The sequence below is a fragment of the Haloechinothrix halophila YIM 93223 genome (genome assembly GCF_000504245.1).
Taxonomy (GTDB): domain Bacteria; phylum Actinomycetota; class Actinomycetes; order Mycobacteriales; family Pseudonocardiaceae; genus Haloechinothrix_A; species Haloechinothrix_A halophila.
The window spans coordinates 2,048,087-2,063,233 of sequence record NZ_KI632509.1 but is presented as its reverse complement, the minus strand read 5'-3'; the positions used below and the strand labels follow the sequence as shown (position 1 = coordinate 2,063,233).

Sequence of the window (15,147 nt, the reverse complement as noted above, 5' to 3'; positions counted from 1 at the left end):
GTCTTCGCTCCTCGACCGGGCTCAGGACTGCACCGGAGTGAACCGGTTCGCACCGCCGATCGTGCCCGCCCCGAGGCCGAGGTACACCGCGGCCAGTTCGAAGCGCAACGCGAGCACGGCGGCAGCAACCGGCTCGGCGGCACCAATCTCATCCACGATGTCGACGACATCCGCGGAGGAGAACACCTCGGTCGCGGCACGGCGCGTCGCGGTGGCCGCGGCGTCCTGCCGGACCGAGAGCAGCAGCAGCCTACGCCTGTTGACCAACGTATCGGGATCGTCGGGGTCAGCGAAAATGTCGCGTCCGCCACTTCCCGAAGAGACTTCGCGATAGAGCGCACTCCTGGCGAACGCGTGCCGATAATCGGTGGCATCGGCGACGACGGCCGCCTCCGCCGCGAGCAAGTATGCCGCGTGCTCGGCCACCGCGCCCGCGACCGGGTCCAGCCCCCACAGCAATGGAGTGCGGTCGGCGAGCGAGAGGGCGAGCGACTTCGCCGGGTTGACGAACGACTCATGCTGCAGGTGGTCGCGCTCCGCCTCGGCATCCAGCTCATCCGCCAGCGCGTCAAAGTCGACGTCGAGCAGGTCAAGCGCGGACAGCGTGCGCAGACCAACGGTGAACACGGTCGGGAAGATCCGGTCCGGCCCGACGACGACCCGGGGCGCGAGCAGCGTGCCCCTGCCAGCGACCGCTGTCGCGACGGGACCCTCCTCCGGGGCCGTCAACACCACGGCAGCGCCGTAGCGGCTAGCCCTCGCAAGCGAGCTGGCCAGCTCGTCGTCACCGGGGTCATCGGTGTGGGCGTACACGACGTCGAGAGCGCCCACCCAGCTTGGCACCACATCGGCAAGCACGACAGGACTGGGACAGCTCGGGCCGAGCAGCGCCGCGAGCAGCCGCATCACCGCCCTGCCGACGCCGGACCGGCCGACAAGCACAAGGGAGCGGGCCCTGCCCACGTCGAGCCGGGCGTCGAGCTCCAGCTCGGCCGCCCGCTCCACAACAGAGCGCACCTGCGCGCCCGACATCGCGGCAGCGCGCAGCACACCCGAGGTGTCGGCGTCGGCCAACCTCGCGGGGTCGTCGAGCAACGAGTCGTCAAACACCATCGGTCGTGGAACCGGGCTCACGGGTAGGTTCGGTCGCTTCGTCGAGCAGCAGGACGGGAATACCGTCCTTGACGGGGTACTGGCGGCCGCACTCGGTGCAGGTCAGCACGTCCGCGTCGGGATCGTCCTTGGTGCCCTTTGTCAGCGGCGCATGATCGGATGACGGGCACGCGAGAATCTCAAGCAACTGCTCGTCGAGAGTGACGGCCATAGTTCCTCCCTACCACCCGGCGTCGCTGCCGTGGTGTCCATCCGGTGTCTGCCCGGTATCCCTCTGATTGTCCCAGGATGCGCTTCACCCGCGAACGATCGCCAGCACTTCATCGGTCAGGGCGCGCATCGCGTCCTCGTCTTGGGCCTCGACGTTGAGCCGCAACAGCGGTTCGGTGTTGGACGGCCGCAGGTTGAACCAGCCCTCCGGCAGTTCGACAGTCAGCCCGTCCAGCTCGTCGACGACAGCACCGGGCCGGTTCCCGAAGGCGTCTTTGACGGCGAGCTGCCGTGCGACCTGGTCGTCCACCGTGGAGTTGATCTCCCCGGAAGCGGCGTAACGCCGATAACTCGCGGTGAGCTCGGACAGCGGGCCGTCCTGCTCGCCGAGCGCGGCGAGCACGTGCATCGCGGCAAGCATGCCGGTGTCGGCGCGCCAGAAGTCGCGGAAGTAGTAGTGCGCGGAGTGTTCACCGCCGAAAATCGCGTCCGTCTCGGCCATGCTGGCCTTGATGAACGAGTGCCCGACGCGGGTGCGCACCGGTTTGCCCCCGTGCTCGGCGACGATCTCGGGCACCGCCTTGGAGGTGATCAGGTTGTGGATCACCGTCGCGCCAGGGTCCTTCGCCAGCTCCCGCACCGCGACCAGCGCAGTGATCGCGCTCGGCGCGACCGGGTCGCCGTTCTCGTCGACGATGAAGCAGCGGTCGGCGTCGCCGTCGAACGCGACGCCAGCGTCGGCGCCGAGCTCACGCACCTTCGCCTGCAGGTCGACCAGGTTGGCCGGGTCGAGCGGGTTGGCCTCGTGGTTCGGGAAGCTGCCGTCAAGTTCGAAGTACATCGGCACGATGTCGATCGGCAGTCCGCCAGGGGCGCTGAAGACCTGTGGCACGGTGTGCCCGCCCATGCCGTTGCCGGCATCGACGACGACCTTCAGCGGCCTGCTCGCCGAGAGGTCGACCAGTTTCCTCAGGTAGGCGGCGTAGTCGGCGAGGACGTCGCGCTCGGTCACCACGCCGCGGGCGCCTTCGAACGGCGGCACGCCCTGCTCGACGGACTCCTTGATCTCGGCGAGTCCGGAGTCTTGCCCCACAGGAGCCGCTCCCGCCCGGCAGAGCTTGATGCCGTTGTACTTGGCGGGGTTGTGGCTCGCGGTGAACATCGCGCCGGGCAGGTTCAGCGAGCCGGAGGCGAAGTACAGCTGGTCGGTGCTGGCGAGCCCGATGGAGACGACGTCGACGCCCTGCGACGTCACCCCCCGCGCGAACGCCGAGGCCAAGCCCGGCGACGAGTCGCGCATGTCGTGGCCGATGACAACGGCGGATGCCGCCTCACCGACGACAAGCCGCGCGAACGCGGCCCCGAACCGCTCGACAAGGTCCTCGTCTAGCTGTTCCCCGACGACACCTCGAATGTCGTACGCCTTCACGATCCCCGACAGGTCACTCACGCCATCTCCCGAATCGATGCTCGCGGATCACGCGGCTGCCCGGACCAGCCGGGCCGAGCGATCCGGCTCATGCTCTCACGCTTGCGCAAAGCTCAGTGGCGCAGAGCCTACACAGTGCCACCGAAACGTCGATGGGGCGCCGGACCAGCTGAGTACGAAAGTTACCGGTTGACCGGATCGGGCAGAACGCGCAGGTGGCCCCTGCGGCCGCCGCCGGTGTGCTGCTCCGGCTGCGGCGGCTGGTGCGCTGGCACCCGCTCGGAGCGTCCCGCTTCCCGGACCGCCTCCGCCAGCGCCGTGAGCTCATCGGTCGATGGCTCCTGTGAGGAGAACTCTCCCTCGTGCCGGACCACTTCCCAGCCCTTGGGCGCGGTCAGTCGCACCGCATGCTCCTCGCACAGGTCGTAGGAGTGCGGTTCCGATGCCGTCGCGAGCGGGCCGACGACCGCCGTCGAATCGCTGTAGGCATAGGTCAGCGTGGCGACGGCGGGCAACAGGCACCCGGTTCGCGAACACACCCGTACGCTCGACACGACCCCGACCATAGCGCTTCGGCGGCGGCGTCACGGGGAGGCACACCGTGTCGCGGACGAGTCGATCTCGCCAATGAGGACTGCTTGCAGGTCCGAATCATCGGACATTGCGACGACTGGGCGATGCTGGCGCTGGCTGACCGGTGAGGGGCAGCATCGCGACGTCGCGCGCGTACCCTGCTGAGTGTGGGCACGACACGCAGCTTCCGTTCCCGGCACCGGCGTCGCCGTGACCGGCGTGGTCGCGGCTTGCGCGGTCCGTTGCTCCCGTCCTCACTGCCCGCGGCGTCGAGCAGGTCGGAGCAGTTCGACGCACTCGTGGTCGAGGCGCTCGAACCGATCGAGTCACGCTGGGCGGACGACCTCGCGATGCTCGACGTCGCCGTCGACGAGGTGCCCGACGTCCGCCGCCCCGACGTGCGCGGCCTCGGCGAGGGCGTGCTGCTCGACGGCGCCGTCCCGCTGTCCCGGCTGGTGCCGGTCGGCGTCGACCGCAACGGGGTGCCGACGCGGGCTCGCATCGTGCTGTACCGGCGCCCGCTCGAGGCGCGGGCCAAGGACCCTGCCGACCTCGCTGACCTCATCAACGAAGTGCTGATCGAGCAGGTCGCGACCTATCTCGGCGTGGATCCCGAGGTGATCGACGGACCGTGAGGGGTGCGCGGCCTGCGTGACGGTATCGCGGTCAGCAGGGTGAACAGCAGCGCACCGACCTGCACCAACAGCAGCAGGGTGCGCATCGTGGCCTGGTTGCGGACGACGACGTCCGCGGCGCGGGTGGGGACTTCGACGCCGACCTGATGGCCCCACGCGGGCACGATCGGCACCTGCTCTCCGTTGACGCTGGCCTCCCAGCCCGGTTCCAGGTTCGCGGCGAGCACGAGGAGCCTGCCAGCCGGGCCGTCGGAGACCCGCACCCGGACGTCAGGCAACTCGGCCTCAACCACCGCGGTGCCTTCGCCGTCGACGTCGCCGGGTGGGGCCTTGCCCCCGATGGCGAGCTTGCTCAGTGACGGCGCGATCAGCATGACCGGACCGTTGGCTGGCAGCAGTCGCAGCACCTGCCTGCCATCGGCCAGCGGCACCGTCTCGGCCACAAGACCGTCCCCAGCATCCAGCAACTGGTCCGGGGTGACGCCGTCGGGCAGCACCACGAACTGCACCCCGGCCGCACTGGCCGACGCCAGCACGTCGCGCACCTCGTCGACGCCGCCGTTCTGGCCGCCGAGCAGCGTCCGCTGCCAGCCCGCGAGCCGTTCCGGAGTGCCGTCGGGCAGGTCAAGGGAATCGTCACCGAACGCGGGCATGTCGTCGCCCGAGATCCTGGGCTGCCCGTCGCCGTACAGCACAAGCACCGTCCGGCCGCTGTCGGCCAGTTCCGCTGCCAGCGGTGCGGCCAACCGGCCGGGTTCGGCGTCGCGGAGTGGCCCTTCCTCGGCGGTGGTCACGGCCGCGACGGCGAACACGACGAGAGCGGCGACACCAGCGCCGACGGCGAACCGCCGCGCCAGCAGCGGGCGGTTGCCGTTGCTGGCGCTGTCGTTCTCACTGGTGGTGCCGCCGTCGCGGGCATCCCTGCGGACAACGCCGAGCACTACGGCGAGCAAGCCAGCCGCGACCAGCAGCAGCGGCGCGCCCGCCCAGCCCGGCCGGACGTCACCACCCGCGACGGGGGCCACCGGCACCAGCCGGACCAGCGCGACGCCAGCCGCGCCGATCAGCACCAGCCCGACGCCGGGCAACACCCGCGTCGTCGGCCGCACTACGACGGCGGCGAACGCGGCGGCAACGAGCACGCCGCCGATCGGCAGCCCACCAGCACCACCGGGATAGAGCGACAGCAGTTCCGCGACGTCGGCGTCGATGCCGGGAACTCGCGCGCCAAGGCCGTGCAGCACCAGTGCGGGATTGGTGACCAGCGCCGCGGGCCACGGCAGGGTGAGCGCGATCGGCAGCAGCGCGACGAGCGCGATGCCCGCCAGCCGCCGCCCGATCGGCACTGACGACGACACGAACACGAACCCGCCGAGCAGCACGACGAGCGCCAGCACGTGCGTCAGCGGTGAGAACGAGCCGATCACCGCGAGTCCAAGCGAAACGGCGACGGCGACCGACAGCCACCGCTGGCCGCCGGAACGGGGCCGCAGCACCGCCGCGATACCAGCGAGCACGAGCGGCAGCAGGATATGCACGACGACGACGTCGATCCGGCCCTGCGCCACAGCCGCGGTGGCTGGCGGCAGCAACGCGTAGCCGGTGGCGAGCAGGGCGCGCACCCACCGGTGCACGCCGAGCCTGCCGCTGGCCGCGTACCCGCTGAGCGCCGCGAGCGGAATGTCGAGCAGCAGCAGAAGCGCGACCGCCGCCGATGCTCCCCCGATCGGGTACAGCAGCGCGCCGAGCGCACCGACGATCGCGAGCGCGGGTGGCGCCTGCGCCGATGTCCCGCCGCCTTCCGGGTGCCAGCCGGCGAGGTAGCTCGACCAGACCTGGCTCAGCTCCCCGATCGGTAGCAGGCGTCCCCCGGCGAGATCGAGCCCGAGCCGGTGCCCGTTGACCAGCAGCGCGAGTCCGGTGAGACCAAGCACGAGCAGCAGCGGCGGGGCGAATAACGTCGCCGCGAGCACCCTTGCGCGGTTGACCTCGACGAACACCAGTCCGCCGTGCGCGTCATCGCCGGGCCTCGGCCGCTGTGGCTGCTCGACATCGGTGGTATCCGCGACTTCGGCGCCATCGGCGGCGGGAGCGACCTCAGCGTTCCCGGCCGCAGCGGCGACGTCGCGGCTCCCGGCCGCGGTAGCGGCCTCGCCACGCACGAGGGCCGATGCGGTTGACCGTCGCGGCCCTGCCAGCGGCACCGCGACGACGTCCTTGGGCTCACCGCCAGCGAACGCGGCCGCCCGCAGTTCCTCCGGCGGTATCCACGTCGCGCGGGTGGTGGCTGACTCGGGCAACCTGCCCAGCGCGGCCTCACTGGCGATCCGCCGCCGGATGAGGGAGCGCACCGCGCTCCGGACAGCGAACCGCAGCCGCATCGTCCTGCTCACGAACAGCCCGCGCACGCCAGCGCGATGGCGGTATCGGCCGGTGCGCCCATCGCCCGTGCCGGCGCGATGCCGCACCTCAACCCGAAGCCGCCGCCCTGGCAGCAACTGCCCGCCGCGCAGCATGAACCCAACGGCGGCAAGCTCGGCCCGTGCGCGCACGAGGTCTCGAGCCAGCACGAACCCGATCGCCCGCAGCACGCACAGCACGACCAGCCGGGGCACACCGAGAAGGAACGACGGCGTCGAGCAGTTCACCAACAGGGTGTGCACGCCGCCGATCCGGTCGGCGGCGTGCGCCTTCGCCCGGTCGGACGCGGCACCAGGGATCGCACCGACACCGCGCTCCCCTCTGCGCAGCGCCCGCGCATGCCTGATCCTCGCGCGCGGCACGCACAGCACCGTCACGCCGGCGACGTTGGCGCGCCAGCCGAAGTCGATGTCCTCCCGCAGCAGCGGGAAATCCTCGTCGAAGCCGCCCAGCTGGTCCCACAGCGTGCGCTTGATCAGCACGCCAGCGCTGGGCATCGCCAACACCTCGGAGCTCTGCTCCGCCAACTCAGCGGCGTCGATTCCCATGCCGTCGTGCCGGTGGCCCGACGCGTCGGTGGACAGCCCCGCCTCCGCGATCAGCCGGGTGTCCAGCCAGTCAACGGCAAGCGGACCAAGGACACCAGCCGATGGCGCCGCGTCGGCGGCGTGCAGCAGGTCGGTGAGGCAGTCCGGTTCCGGCGCGCTGTCGTCGTGCAGCACCCACACCCAGGTGTGCCGCTCGTCGAAGCTGACGGTCGCGTGCTGCACCCCTGCGGCGACGGCCTCGGCGAAGCCGGTATCGGCGCGCATCGTCAGGATCGAGTCGACGATCGCATCCTGCCCGCTCAGGGCGTAGTCGAGCAGTTCAGGTGTGCGATCGGTGGAACCGGTATCGACGGCGACCACGCATTGCGGCCGCACCGTGCTCCGGCGCAACGCCGAGAGCACCGTTGGCAACCAGGCTTCACCGTCGTGGCAGACCACGACCGCGACCACCGGTGCGGTCTGCATAGGCAGTGTCGCCCTTTCCCGCCGCTACACGGCGCGCTTCTTCAGCTTCCTGCGTTCCCGCTCCGACAAACCGCCCCAGATTCCGAAGCGTTCATCATGCGCCAGGGCATACTCAAGGCACTCTGACCGTACCTCGCAGCCCTGGCAGATGCGCTTGGCTTCCCGAGTTGATCCCCCCTTCTCAGGGAAGAAGGCTTCAGGATCGGTCTGGGCGCACAGTGCGCGCTCCTGCCACTCCTGCTCCTCGGTGATGTCGAACATCTCCGCGAGAACACCGTCATCGAATCCGATGTTCTCGGCCCAGCTCATGACCGCCCCCGTGTGATGGCCTACGTCCGCGTTCCGCACGTCCGCCTCCTTGCTTCCACGCAGTTGAAGTTGGCGAACACCACCCGCTGCCCCCTGCCGTCACCAGCGTAGCCGCAGCGAATGACATCACTGTGATTACACCCTTGTGATCCGCTCCGGTCAAGCAATGTCCCATGGTTGGGGGATACTTGAGCGGCGAACGCGCAAGCTGACACGCCGAGCGGACGACGGCTCAACATTTCGAATTGATGACCTTTGCCGACCCCTCGGCTGCGGCATCCGAACCCACGTACGCGAGACTGTGATCGTGCAACGATCAGCAGTGCGGCCAAGCCCGATTTTCCTGGGAATCCTCGCGGTCACCGCGGTAGGCGGTGTGCTCGCCACACTCTACCCGCCGGCCGAGGTCAGCGCAGCGGGAATCGAACGTCATCCGGTGACCACACTCGGCATCGTGCTGCTCGTGCTGGGCGGCTGGGCGTTGTCACTGACCCTGCACGAGTTCGGTCACGCGATCGTGGCATATCGGGGCGGTGACATCGAGGTCGCGGCCAAGGGCTACCTGACCATGGACGTGCGCCGCTATACCGATCCGGTGCTCTCCCTTGTGCTGCCGTTGCTGCTGCTCGCCATCGGTGGCATCCCGCTGCCAGGTGGCGCGGTGTGGATCAACCACTGGGCGCTGCGCTCGCGTCGCGTCGCGGCGGCGGTGTCGCTGGCGGGCCCGCTGTCGAACCTGGTGCTCGGCATTCTGCTCACCGTGACGATCGCGCTGATTCCGACCATGCCAACCGGGCTGCTGCTCGGGCTCTCACTGCTCGCGTTGCTGCAGATCGTGGCGTTCGTGCTGAACATCATGCCGGTGCCAGGCCTCGATGGCTACGGCGCGCTCGAGCCGTATCTGTCGCCACAAGCCCGCGAGATCGGCATGAAGGCGCGGCCGTGGGCGCCGCTGGCGCTGTTCGCGCTGCTGATCGCCTTCGAGCCGGTGCGAGCGGTGTTCTTCGGCATCTCGGGCCTGCTGTTCGAGGTCAGTGGCGGCGACCCCGACGCCGCCTACACCGGGCTGTTCATCCTCCAGTTCTGGCGGTAAGACCCGATCGGATGAACCACTGGTCCGCCCGCTTCGCGACGCGGCGCAGCCCTGACCGCTCGCCAAGGTAGTCGCCGAGCATGCCAACCACCGGCAGCATGCCGAGCCACCGGTGCCAGAACCTGCCGTGCGGGCGCTTCTCCATCTCCTCGGTGACGGCATAGAGCGAGCGGCCGAGCCGCCACAGCGTGACGGCGAAGCCCTTCAACGAGATCCGGCGGCCACCCCGTTTCTCGCCGTTCTCCCCCAGTTCGGCGGTGAGTTCCGCGGTGCGGGCATCCTCGGCCGATGCGTCGTGCTCGGGGTAATCGCCAGCGGCGATCCGGGGATCGATGTCGCGTTCAAACAGCACCCACGCCAGCAGCCGCACCCTATCGGCGTGGCCGGAGACGCCACGCTCACCCGCGATGGCGCACAGCAACAAGCCCTGCGACGCGGTACCGAGAGCGTCCTGCACCGGCAGCCGGTCCGCGAGCGCACCACCAAGGCCGGGCACCGAGGTCAGCAACGCCGTGACCCTGCCGACTCGGTTGATCCACCAGCGAGTGCGCAGATCAGGGCTCATCGTTTCCCATGCACCCGTGCCGGGGATTTTCACGGTGCTCAGCCCGTTGAGCAGCCGCCTGCGCAGGCCAGGCGGAGTGTTGGCCAGCTCGGCGAGGTGTTCACCCCTGCGCGCCGCCTCAGCCGCTCGGGCACGCAGCCCGAGCGGATCGGCCTCCCGCAACGCGTCAAGCACGGGCGCTGTCGCCCGCACGAACGGCCGCAGCACCGCGACGACCTGCCGATCGGTGATGACCTCGCCCATCGGTCCTCCTTGCGACTCAGGCGGCCGCGCTGCCCGACCGCACGATGCTCAGCCGCCCGGCCTGCCCGAGCGCGCGACGCGGGCCTGCGCGAGCACGCGACCCAGCACCACCGCCGACGGCAGCGCGCCAGCGGCGAGCAGCGCGATCGCCCGCCAGTCCTGCGGCAGCACGAGATCGCCACCTGGCCCGAACAACCCGATACCGATCACGGTAACGAACCAGAGCGTCAACGGCAGACCGGCGAACCCTGCCGGACCGCCCATTCGCACCGCGAGCTGGGCGGTCTGCGAGACCAGCCACGGCGTCGTGATCAACGCGACAAGCACGCTCACCGGAACGGGTGCACCGCCGTAGTCCGGCAGGATGACGCCGTCGAACCGCAGTGGTAGGAAGAACAGCTCCAGCATGGCGAGCGCGACGGAGTTGATCAACAGCAGGGACAGCGCGAGGCCGTCGAGGGCCGACCCGGCACGAGCGCTCGTCACGACAGCCCGCCGAACAGGTCGCGCTCGCAGCCGGTGCTCGGGCCGTGCACCAGTTCGAAGTACTCGGTGTCCAGGTGTGGCAGCGCGGCGCCGTTCGACAGCGCGAAGCACGGCCGCCCGCCTCTGGCGACCGTGACCTGCGTGGCGTGGGCATCCAGCGCGCGGAGCTTGGCATCGCCGTGCCCTGCGATGTCGACCTCGGTGGTCACCCACTCGTCAGGCACGACAGGCAGTTCGTCGTCATAAGGCACACGGAACGGCACGTCGTCGGCCTCCCGCAGCCGCGCTAGCTCCCGGCGCACCGGACCGCTCGGCGCGATGGTGTGAAACACCCGGTCGACGGAATCCGCGCCGGGAGCGGCGGCCATAGTGATCTCATGCGCCCTGATGTGGTCGGGGTGGCCGTACCCGCCGTAGGAGTCGTAGCCGACGACCACCCGCGGCCGTAGCTCGTCGAGGACCGCACGAAGCTGGGACGCCTGTTCATCGACGCTACCGCCGACGAACGCGCGGGGATGCTTCGTGGACGGAGTGCCCGCCATGCCGGAATCACGCCAGCGGCCGATGCCGCCGAGGTAACGGTGCTGCCGCACGCCGAGCGCCGCGCACGCCGCCATCAGCTCGCCGTGCCGGTAACCGCCGAGCTGGTCGGCGTCGGCGGCACCGAGCTGCGCGAGCGCGGGCGGGATGATCTCGCCTTCCTCGCCGAGCGTGCAGGTGACGACCGTGACGTCATAGCCAGCGGCCGCGTAGCGAGCGATGGTGCCGCCGGTGGTGAGGGTCTCGTCGTCCGGGTGCGCGTGCACCAGCAGCAACGAGTGTCGCGAGCGTTCCTCAGCCATGCACCCGTCCATCAGTGTTGTCGCTGATCACCTCGCCACCGTAGCGAACCAACATCCGACACATCGCCGACGTGTGCCGCGTCACGTGAGCGAACCACCACCAGCAGCGCCCCACTCGGCCGCCGCGAACTACAGCAGTGCCGCGCTCTCCGCGAAGTGGCAGGCAGCGGGATGCCCCTGACCACGGTCGATGAGCTCAGGCTCCTGCTCGACGCACAACGTCCTGTCCGACTCGCTGAGTTCATTGGCGAACTTCGGACACCGCGTCCTGAAGCGGCACCCGCTCGGTGGGTTGCCTGGGCTTGGCACGTCACCCGTGATCACGATGCGTTGCCTCGACCGCTCCTTCTGTGGATCGGGGATCGGAATGGCCGAGATCAGTGCCTGCGTGTACGGGTGCGCGGGCGCCTCGAACAGCCGCTCGGCGGGAGCGAACTCCACGATCTTGCCGAGATACATCACCGCGATGCGGTCGGCGACGTGCCGCACGACGGACAGGTCGTGCGAGACGAACAGGTACGACAACCCGAGTTCTGCTTGCAAATCCTCGAGCAGGTTCAGCACACCGGCCTGGATCGACACGTCCAGCGCCGACACTGGCTCGTCGAGCACCAGCAGCCTCGGCTCGAGGGCGAGAGCCCGTGCGATACCGATGCGCTGGCGTTGCCCGCCCGAGAACTCGTGCGGGAACCGGTTGCCGTGCTCCGGCCGCAGCCCCACCGTGTGCAGCAGCTGCCGTACCCGATCGGCGTCATAGACACCGTGGATACGCAGCGGCTCCGCGACGATCTCGTTGACCGGCATCCGCGGGTCGAGCGACGCATATGGGTCCTGGAACACGATCTGCATGTTCCGGCGTGTCCGTTGCATCTGCTTGCGCGACAGGGAGCTGATACTGGTGCCGTCGAAGTAGACGTCCCCTGACGTGGCGGGATGCAGGTCCATCAGCAGCCGTGCGGTCGTGGACTTGCCGCAGCCAGACTCGCCGACGAGCCCCAGTGTCTCGTTCTCGTAGATATCGAACGAGACATCGCACACGGCGTGAATATCGCCCACCTTGCGACGCAGCAATCCGCCGCCGCGAACGGGGAAGTGCTTCACGAGGTTGCGGGCGGACAGCACCGGCTCCCCCGTGGTCGTCGCCGCGGGTACCGCGGTGGTTTCGCTGGTCCTCATCGGCTCCCCTCCCTGGCACTCGATCCGGACGCGGCATCAGCGGCTTCCGTCGAACGGAAGATCTCGTCCGGTGTGTGTCCCTCGACGTCGGCACTGAAGTAACAGGCCGCGAAGTGCGTCGCGGTCATACCTTGCTCAAGAGGTGGTTCCTCGACGTCGCATTCCGGGGCTGCCATCGGGCACCGAGGGCTGAACGGGCATCCAGGCGGCATGTTCACCGCGGAGGGCGGTGAGCCACTGATCGGCGTCAACCGTTCCGAGCGCACGTCCAGCCGGGGCAGACTGCCGAGCAGACCCAGCGTGTACGGCATCCGGGGGCGGTAGAAGACTTCCTCAGCGGTGCCCGCTTCCACCACCTTTCCGGCGTACATCACTTGGACCCGGTCGGCCTGGCCCGCGATCACACCGAGGTCATGGGTGATCAGCATCATCGCCGCTCCGGTCTCCGCCTGCGCATTGGCGAGCGCTTCCAGGATCTGAGCCTGCACCGTCACGTCGAGGGCGGTGGTCGGCTCGTCGGCGATGATGATGTCCGGGCGGTTGGCCATCGCGATCGCGATGACGATCCGCTGCCGCATACCGCCCGACAGCTCGTGTGGGTAGGCCTTCGCACGCTCCTCCGGATTCGGGATGTGCACGACCTCGAGCAGCTCGACCGCCCGCTTCATCGCGGCATCCTTGCGGATGTTCTCGTGCGCCAGGATCGCCTCGGCGATCTGGTAACCGATGGGATAGACCGGGTTCAGCGACGTCATCGGGTCCTGGAAGACCATCGAGATCCGCTTGCCCCTGACGGTCGACATCTCCTTGTCGCTGGCGCCGACCAGGTTCTTACCGTCATAGCGGATCGCACCGGACACTCGAGCCGTGTCCGGCAGCAGGCCCATCACGGCCATCGAGGTCACGGACTTGCCGGACCCAGACTCGCCCACGATGCCGAGCACCTCGCCACGGCGCAGCCCGAAGCTGACACCCCGGACGGCTCGCACGAGACCGTCGTCTGTCGGGAACTCGACGTGGAGGTCGTCCACCTCGAGCACGGTTCCACCAGGATCGCTGCGTGGAGTTGTAGCGGTCATTCACGCACCTTCGTCTGCTTGGGGTCGAACGCGTCGCGCAAGCCGTCCCCGATGAAGTTGATCGTCAACGCGATGATGATGATGAAAAGGCCGGGGAAGTAGAACAGCCACGGGCGGGTCGACACCGCCGTCTGCGCATTGCTGACGAGTAGCCCGAGCGACGTGTCCGGCGGCTGGACACCGAAGCCGAGGAACGACAGCGCCGTCTCGATGAGGATGGCGATCGCGACCAGGATCGTGGCGTTGACGATCACCGCACCAAGCGAGTTCGGCACGAGGTGCCGCAGGATGATCCGCATATCGCTGGCACCAAGCGCCTTAGACGCCTCGATGAACTCCTTCTCCCGCAGCGACAGCACGACACCCCGGGCGACACGGGCGACATAAGCCCAGTACAGCCCGGCGATGACCACCGCGATCAACCACCACGAACCACCGACGTTGTGGCCAAGCACGGCCGCGACGGCCAGCAACGGCAACGTCAGCACGAGGTCAGCGATGCGCATCATCACGGTGTCCAGCCACCCACGGTAGTAGCCCGCGATGGAGCCCCAGACCGTTCCGACGATGGTGGAGAACAGGGCCACGAGCACCGCGACGCCCAGCGACAGCTGGGTACCGCGCAACACCTGCGCGAACGAGTCGTGACCGACCGCGTCAGTGCCGAACGGGTGCTCCCACGACGGTGGCACCGACTCGTCCGCGGTGATGTCCACGTAGCTGTACTTCCACAGCGCGCCACCGACGAAGGCGACCAGGACGACACCAAGGAGCACGAACAAGCTGGCTACGGCCAACTTGTGCTGCAAGAAGCGACGCAGGATCATCTGCGTCTGACTCCGCTCGGGAACCGTGAACTCCCGCTCCGGCTGCCCTGCCGGGCTTGTCTCGCTCGGCTGCCCGGTCAACGGGCTGCTCTGCTGGGTCTCAGTCGCATCAGGCATAGCGGATCCTCGGGTCGAGTACGCCGTACAGCAGGTCAGCGGCCAGGTTGAACAGGATGATGAACGTGGCCGACACCAGCAGCCACGCCTGTACCGCGTAGACGTCGCTTCGCTCGATCGCGTCGAGCAGGAAGGTCCCTGCCCCCTGCCACTGGAACACCTTTTCGGTGACAACCGCGCCCGAGATGATCGCTCCGAGGTCGAGAGCGGTCACCGTGGTGAGCGGGATCAGCGCGGTGCGCAGTGCGTGCTTACGCATCACCGTGCCGCGCCGCAGGCCCTTGGCGCGAGCGAGCCGGACGTAGTCGCTGTTGAGCACCTCAAGCATGGACGCCCGCTGGAAGCGGCTCCAGGCCGCGAACGACAGCAACGCCAGCGAGATGGTCGGTAAGACCATATGTCCGAGAGCGTCGGTGAACTCGGCCCACGTTCCCCCTGTCACGTAGACGGAACTGTCGCCGATGGTGAACAACACCTGCTCGCCGACCGCGTTGTTGAAGCTGATTCCCGCCTGCTTGAGCAGAATGGCGAACCAGAACGACGGCAACGAGAGGAAAAGAAAGCCAAGGAACGTCGAGGTGTAATCGACACCGGAGTACTGCTTCACCGCGCTGATGACACCCACGATGATCGCGAGGACGAGCGCGACGAGCATGGCGAGCCCGATGAGCCGGAACGTCACGATGAACCGGTCGACGACCTCGGCACCGATGTCCATTCGTGACTGCACAGACGGCCCGAAGTCACCGCGGAACAGGCCGAGCAGCCAGTTCCAGTAGCGCTCGAGCAACGGCTGGTCGAGGTTGAGCCGCTGCCGCTCCAGCTCGATCGTGCGCTCGGGTGGTGGCGGGTTTTTGGCGCGAAGGTCACTGATCGGACTCTTCGACAGCGCTGTGATCACGAACACGACGAACGTGGACGCGATCAGGATCGGCACCGAGAGCAACACCCGGCGCAAGGCATAGGCAAGCATGGAGATCATCCTGCTTCGGACGGAGGACCGCAGCGACCGCTCG

Annotated in this window: 15 protein-coding genes; 2 read left to right on the top strand and 13 right to left on the bottom strand. The window is 68.7% G+C overall.

What is annotated here, in order from left to right:
• Positions 1 to 21: 21 nt before the first annotated feature.
• The 4 genes from AMYHA_RS09350 to AMYHA_RS09335 form a co-directional block, all read right to left on the bottom strand.
• Positions 22 to 1,113 (bottom strand): SIS domain-containing protein, encoded by a 1,092-nt coding sequence (locus AMYHA_RS09350; RefSeq protein ID WP_034270075.1) that lies wholly within the window; start codon positions 1,111 to 1,113, stop codon positions 22 to 24.
• The gene (locus AMYHA_RS09345) at positions 1,103 to 1,324 is read right to left on the bottom strand and encodes a Trm112 family protein (RefSeq protein ID WP_034270073.1); all 222 of its coding nucleotides are present in this window, start codon (positions 1,322 to 1,324) and stop codon (positions 1,103 to 1,105) included. Before AMYHA_RS09345 ends, AMYHA_RS09350 begins: the two co-directional genes overlap by 11 nt.
• 84 nt (positions 1,325 to 1,408) lie before the next feature.
• A complete protein-coding gene (locus AMYHA_RS09340; RefSeq protein WP_034270070.1) occupies positions 1,409 to 2,773 on the bottom strand; it encodes a phosphomannomutase/phosphoglucomutase in 1,365 nt (454 codons plus the stop codon).
• Between the two features lie 161 nt (positions 2,774 to 2,934).
• A complete protein-coding gene (locus AMYHA_RS09335) occupies positions 2,935 to 3,306 on the bottom strand; it encodes a DUF3499 domain-containing protein (RefSeq protein ID WP_034276512.1) in 372 nt (123 codons plus the stop codon).
• A gap of 186 nt (positions 3,307 to 3,492) precedes the next feature.
• Between AMYHA_RS09335 and AMYHA_RS09330 the strand changes: the two genes are divergently transcribed.
• Positions 3,493 to 3,960 (top strand): metallopeptidase family protein, encoded by a 468-nt coding sequence (locus AMYHA_RS09330; protein ID WP_034270067.1) that lies wholly within the window; start codon positions 3,493 to 3,495, stop codon positions 3,958 to 3,960.
• Here AMYHA_RS09330 and AMYHA_RS09325 read toward each other — a convergent pair.
• Together AMYHA_RS09325 and AMYHA_RS09320 are read right to left on the bottom strand one after the other, a co-directional pair.
• Positions 3,921 to 7,394, bottom strand: coding sequence for a glycosyltransferase family 2 protein (locus AMYHA_RS09325; protein WP_034270065.1), 3,474 nt, complete (start codon positions 7,392 to 7,394; stop codon positions 3,921 to 3,923). The genes AMYHA_RS09330 and AMYHA_RS09325 overlap by 40 nt on opposite strands.
• A gap of 24 nt (positions 7,395 to 7,418) precedes the next feature.
• Positions 7,419 to 7,655 carry a WhiB family transcriptional regulator gene (locus tag AMYHA_RS09320; RefSeq protein WP_169732988.1) on the bottom strand — a complete coding sequence of 79 codons (237 nt, stop codon included), beginning with the start codon at positions 7,653 to 7,655 and terminating at the stop codon, positions 7,419 to 7,421.
• A gap of 355 nt (positions 7,656 to 8,010) precedes the next feature.
• On the opposite strand from AMYHA_RS09320, the gene AMYHA_RS09315 reads away from it, so the two are divergent.
• A complete protein-coding gene (locus AMYHA_RS09315) occupies positions 8,011 to 8,796 on the top strand; it encodes a site-2 protease family protein (protein ID WP_034276510.1) in 786 nt (261 codons plus the stop codon).
• Here AMYHA_RS09315 and AMYHA_RS09310 read toward each other — a convergent pair.
• The 7 genes from AMYHA_RS09310 to AMYHA_RS09280 all read right to left on the bottom strand — a co-directional run bounded on the left by AMYHA_RS09310 (position 8,774) and on the right by AMYHA_RS09280 (position 15,104).
• A complete protein-coding gene (locus AMYHA_RS09310) occupies positions 8,774 to 9,604 on the bottom strand; it encodes a hypothetical protein (RefSeq protein WP_034270059.1) in 831 nt (276 codons plus the stop codon). The genes AMYHA_RS09315 and AMYHA_RS09310 overlap by 23 nt on opposite strands.
• A gap of 48 nt (positions 9,605 to 9,652) precedes the next feature.
• Positions 9,653 to 10,090, bottom strand: a complete 438-nt coding sequence (locus tag AMYHA_RS09305; RefSeq protein WP_034270056.1) for a hypothetical protein — start codon at positions 10,088 to 10,090, stop codon at positions 9,653 to 9,655.
• Positions 10,087 to 10,932, bottom strand: coding sequence for an N-acetyl-1-D-myo-inositol-2-amino-2-deoxy-alpha-D-glucopyranoside deacetylase (gene mshB / locus AMYHA_RS09300; RefSeq protein ID WP_034270053.1), 846 nt, complete (start codon positions 10,930 to 10,932; stop codon positions 10,087 to 10,089). The genes AMYHA_RS09305 and mshB overlap by 4 nt, the downstream gene beginning before the upstream one ends.
• 129 nt (positions 10,933 to 11,061) lie before the next feature.
• Complete coding sequence (locus AMYHA_RS09295; protein ID WP_034270050.1) at positions 11,062 to 12,108, bottom strand: ABC transporter ATP-binding protein; 1,047 nt, start codon at positions 12,106 to 12,108, stop codon at positions 11,062 to 11,064.
• Positions 12,105 to 13,187, bottom strand: a complete 1,083-nt coding sequence (locus tag AMYHA_RS09290; RefSeq protein ID WP_034270047.1) for an ABC transporter ATP-binding protein — start codon at positions 13,185 to 13,187, stop codon at positions 12,105 to 12,107. The genes AMYHA_RS09295 and AMYHA_RS09290 overlap by 4 nt, the downstream gene beginning before the upstream one ends.
• On the bottom strand, positions 13,184 to 14,131 hold the full coding sequence (locus tag AMYHA_RS09285) for an ABC transporter permease (RefSeq protein WP_034270044.1): 948 nt from the start codon (positions 14,129 to 14,131) through the stop codon (positions 13,184 to 13,186). The genes AMYHA_RS09290 and AMYHA_RS09285 overlap by 4 nt, the downstream gene beginning before the upstream one ends.
• Complete coding sequence (locus AMYHA_RS09280) at positions 14,124 to 15,104, bottom strand: ABC transporter permease (protein ID WP_034276508.1); 981 nt, start codon at positions 15,102 to 15,104, stop codon at positions 14,124 to 14,126. The genes AMYHA_RS09285 and AMYHA_RS09280 overlap by 8 nt, the downstream gene beginning before the upstream one ends.
• Positions 15,105 to 15,147 lie beyond the last annotated feature (43 nt).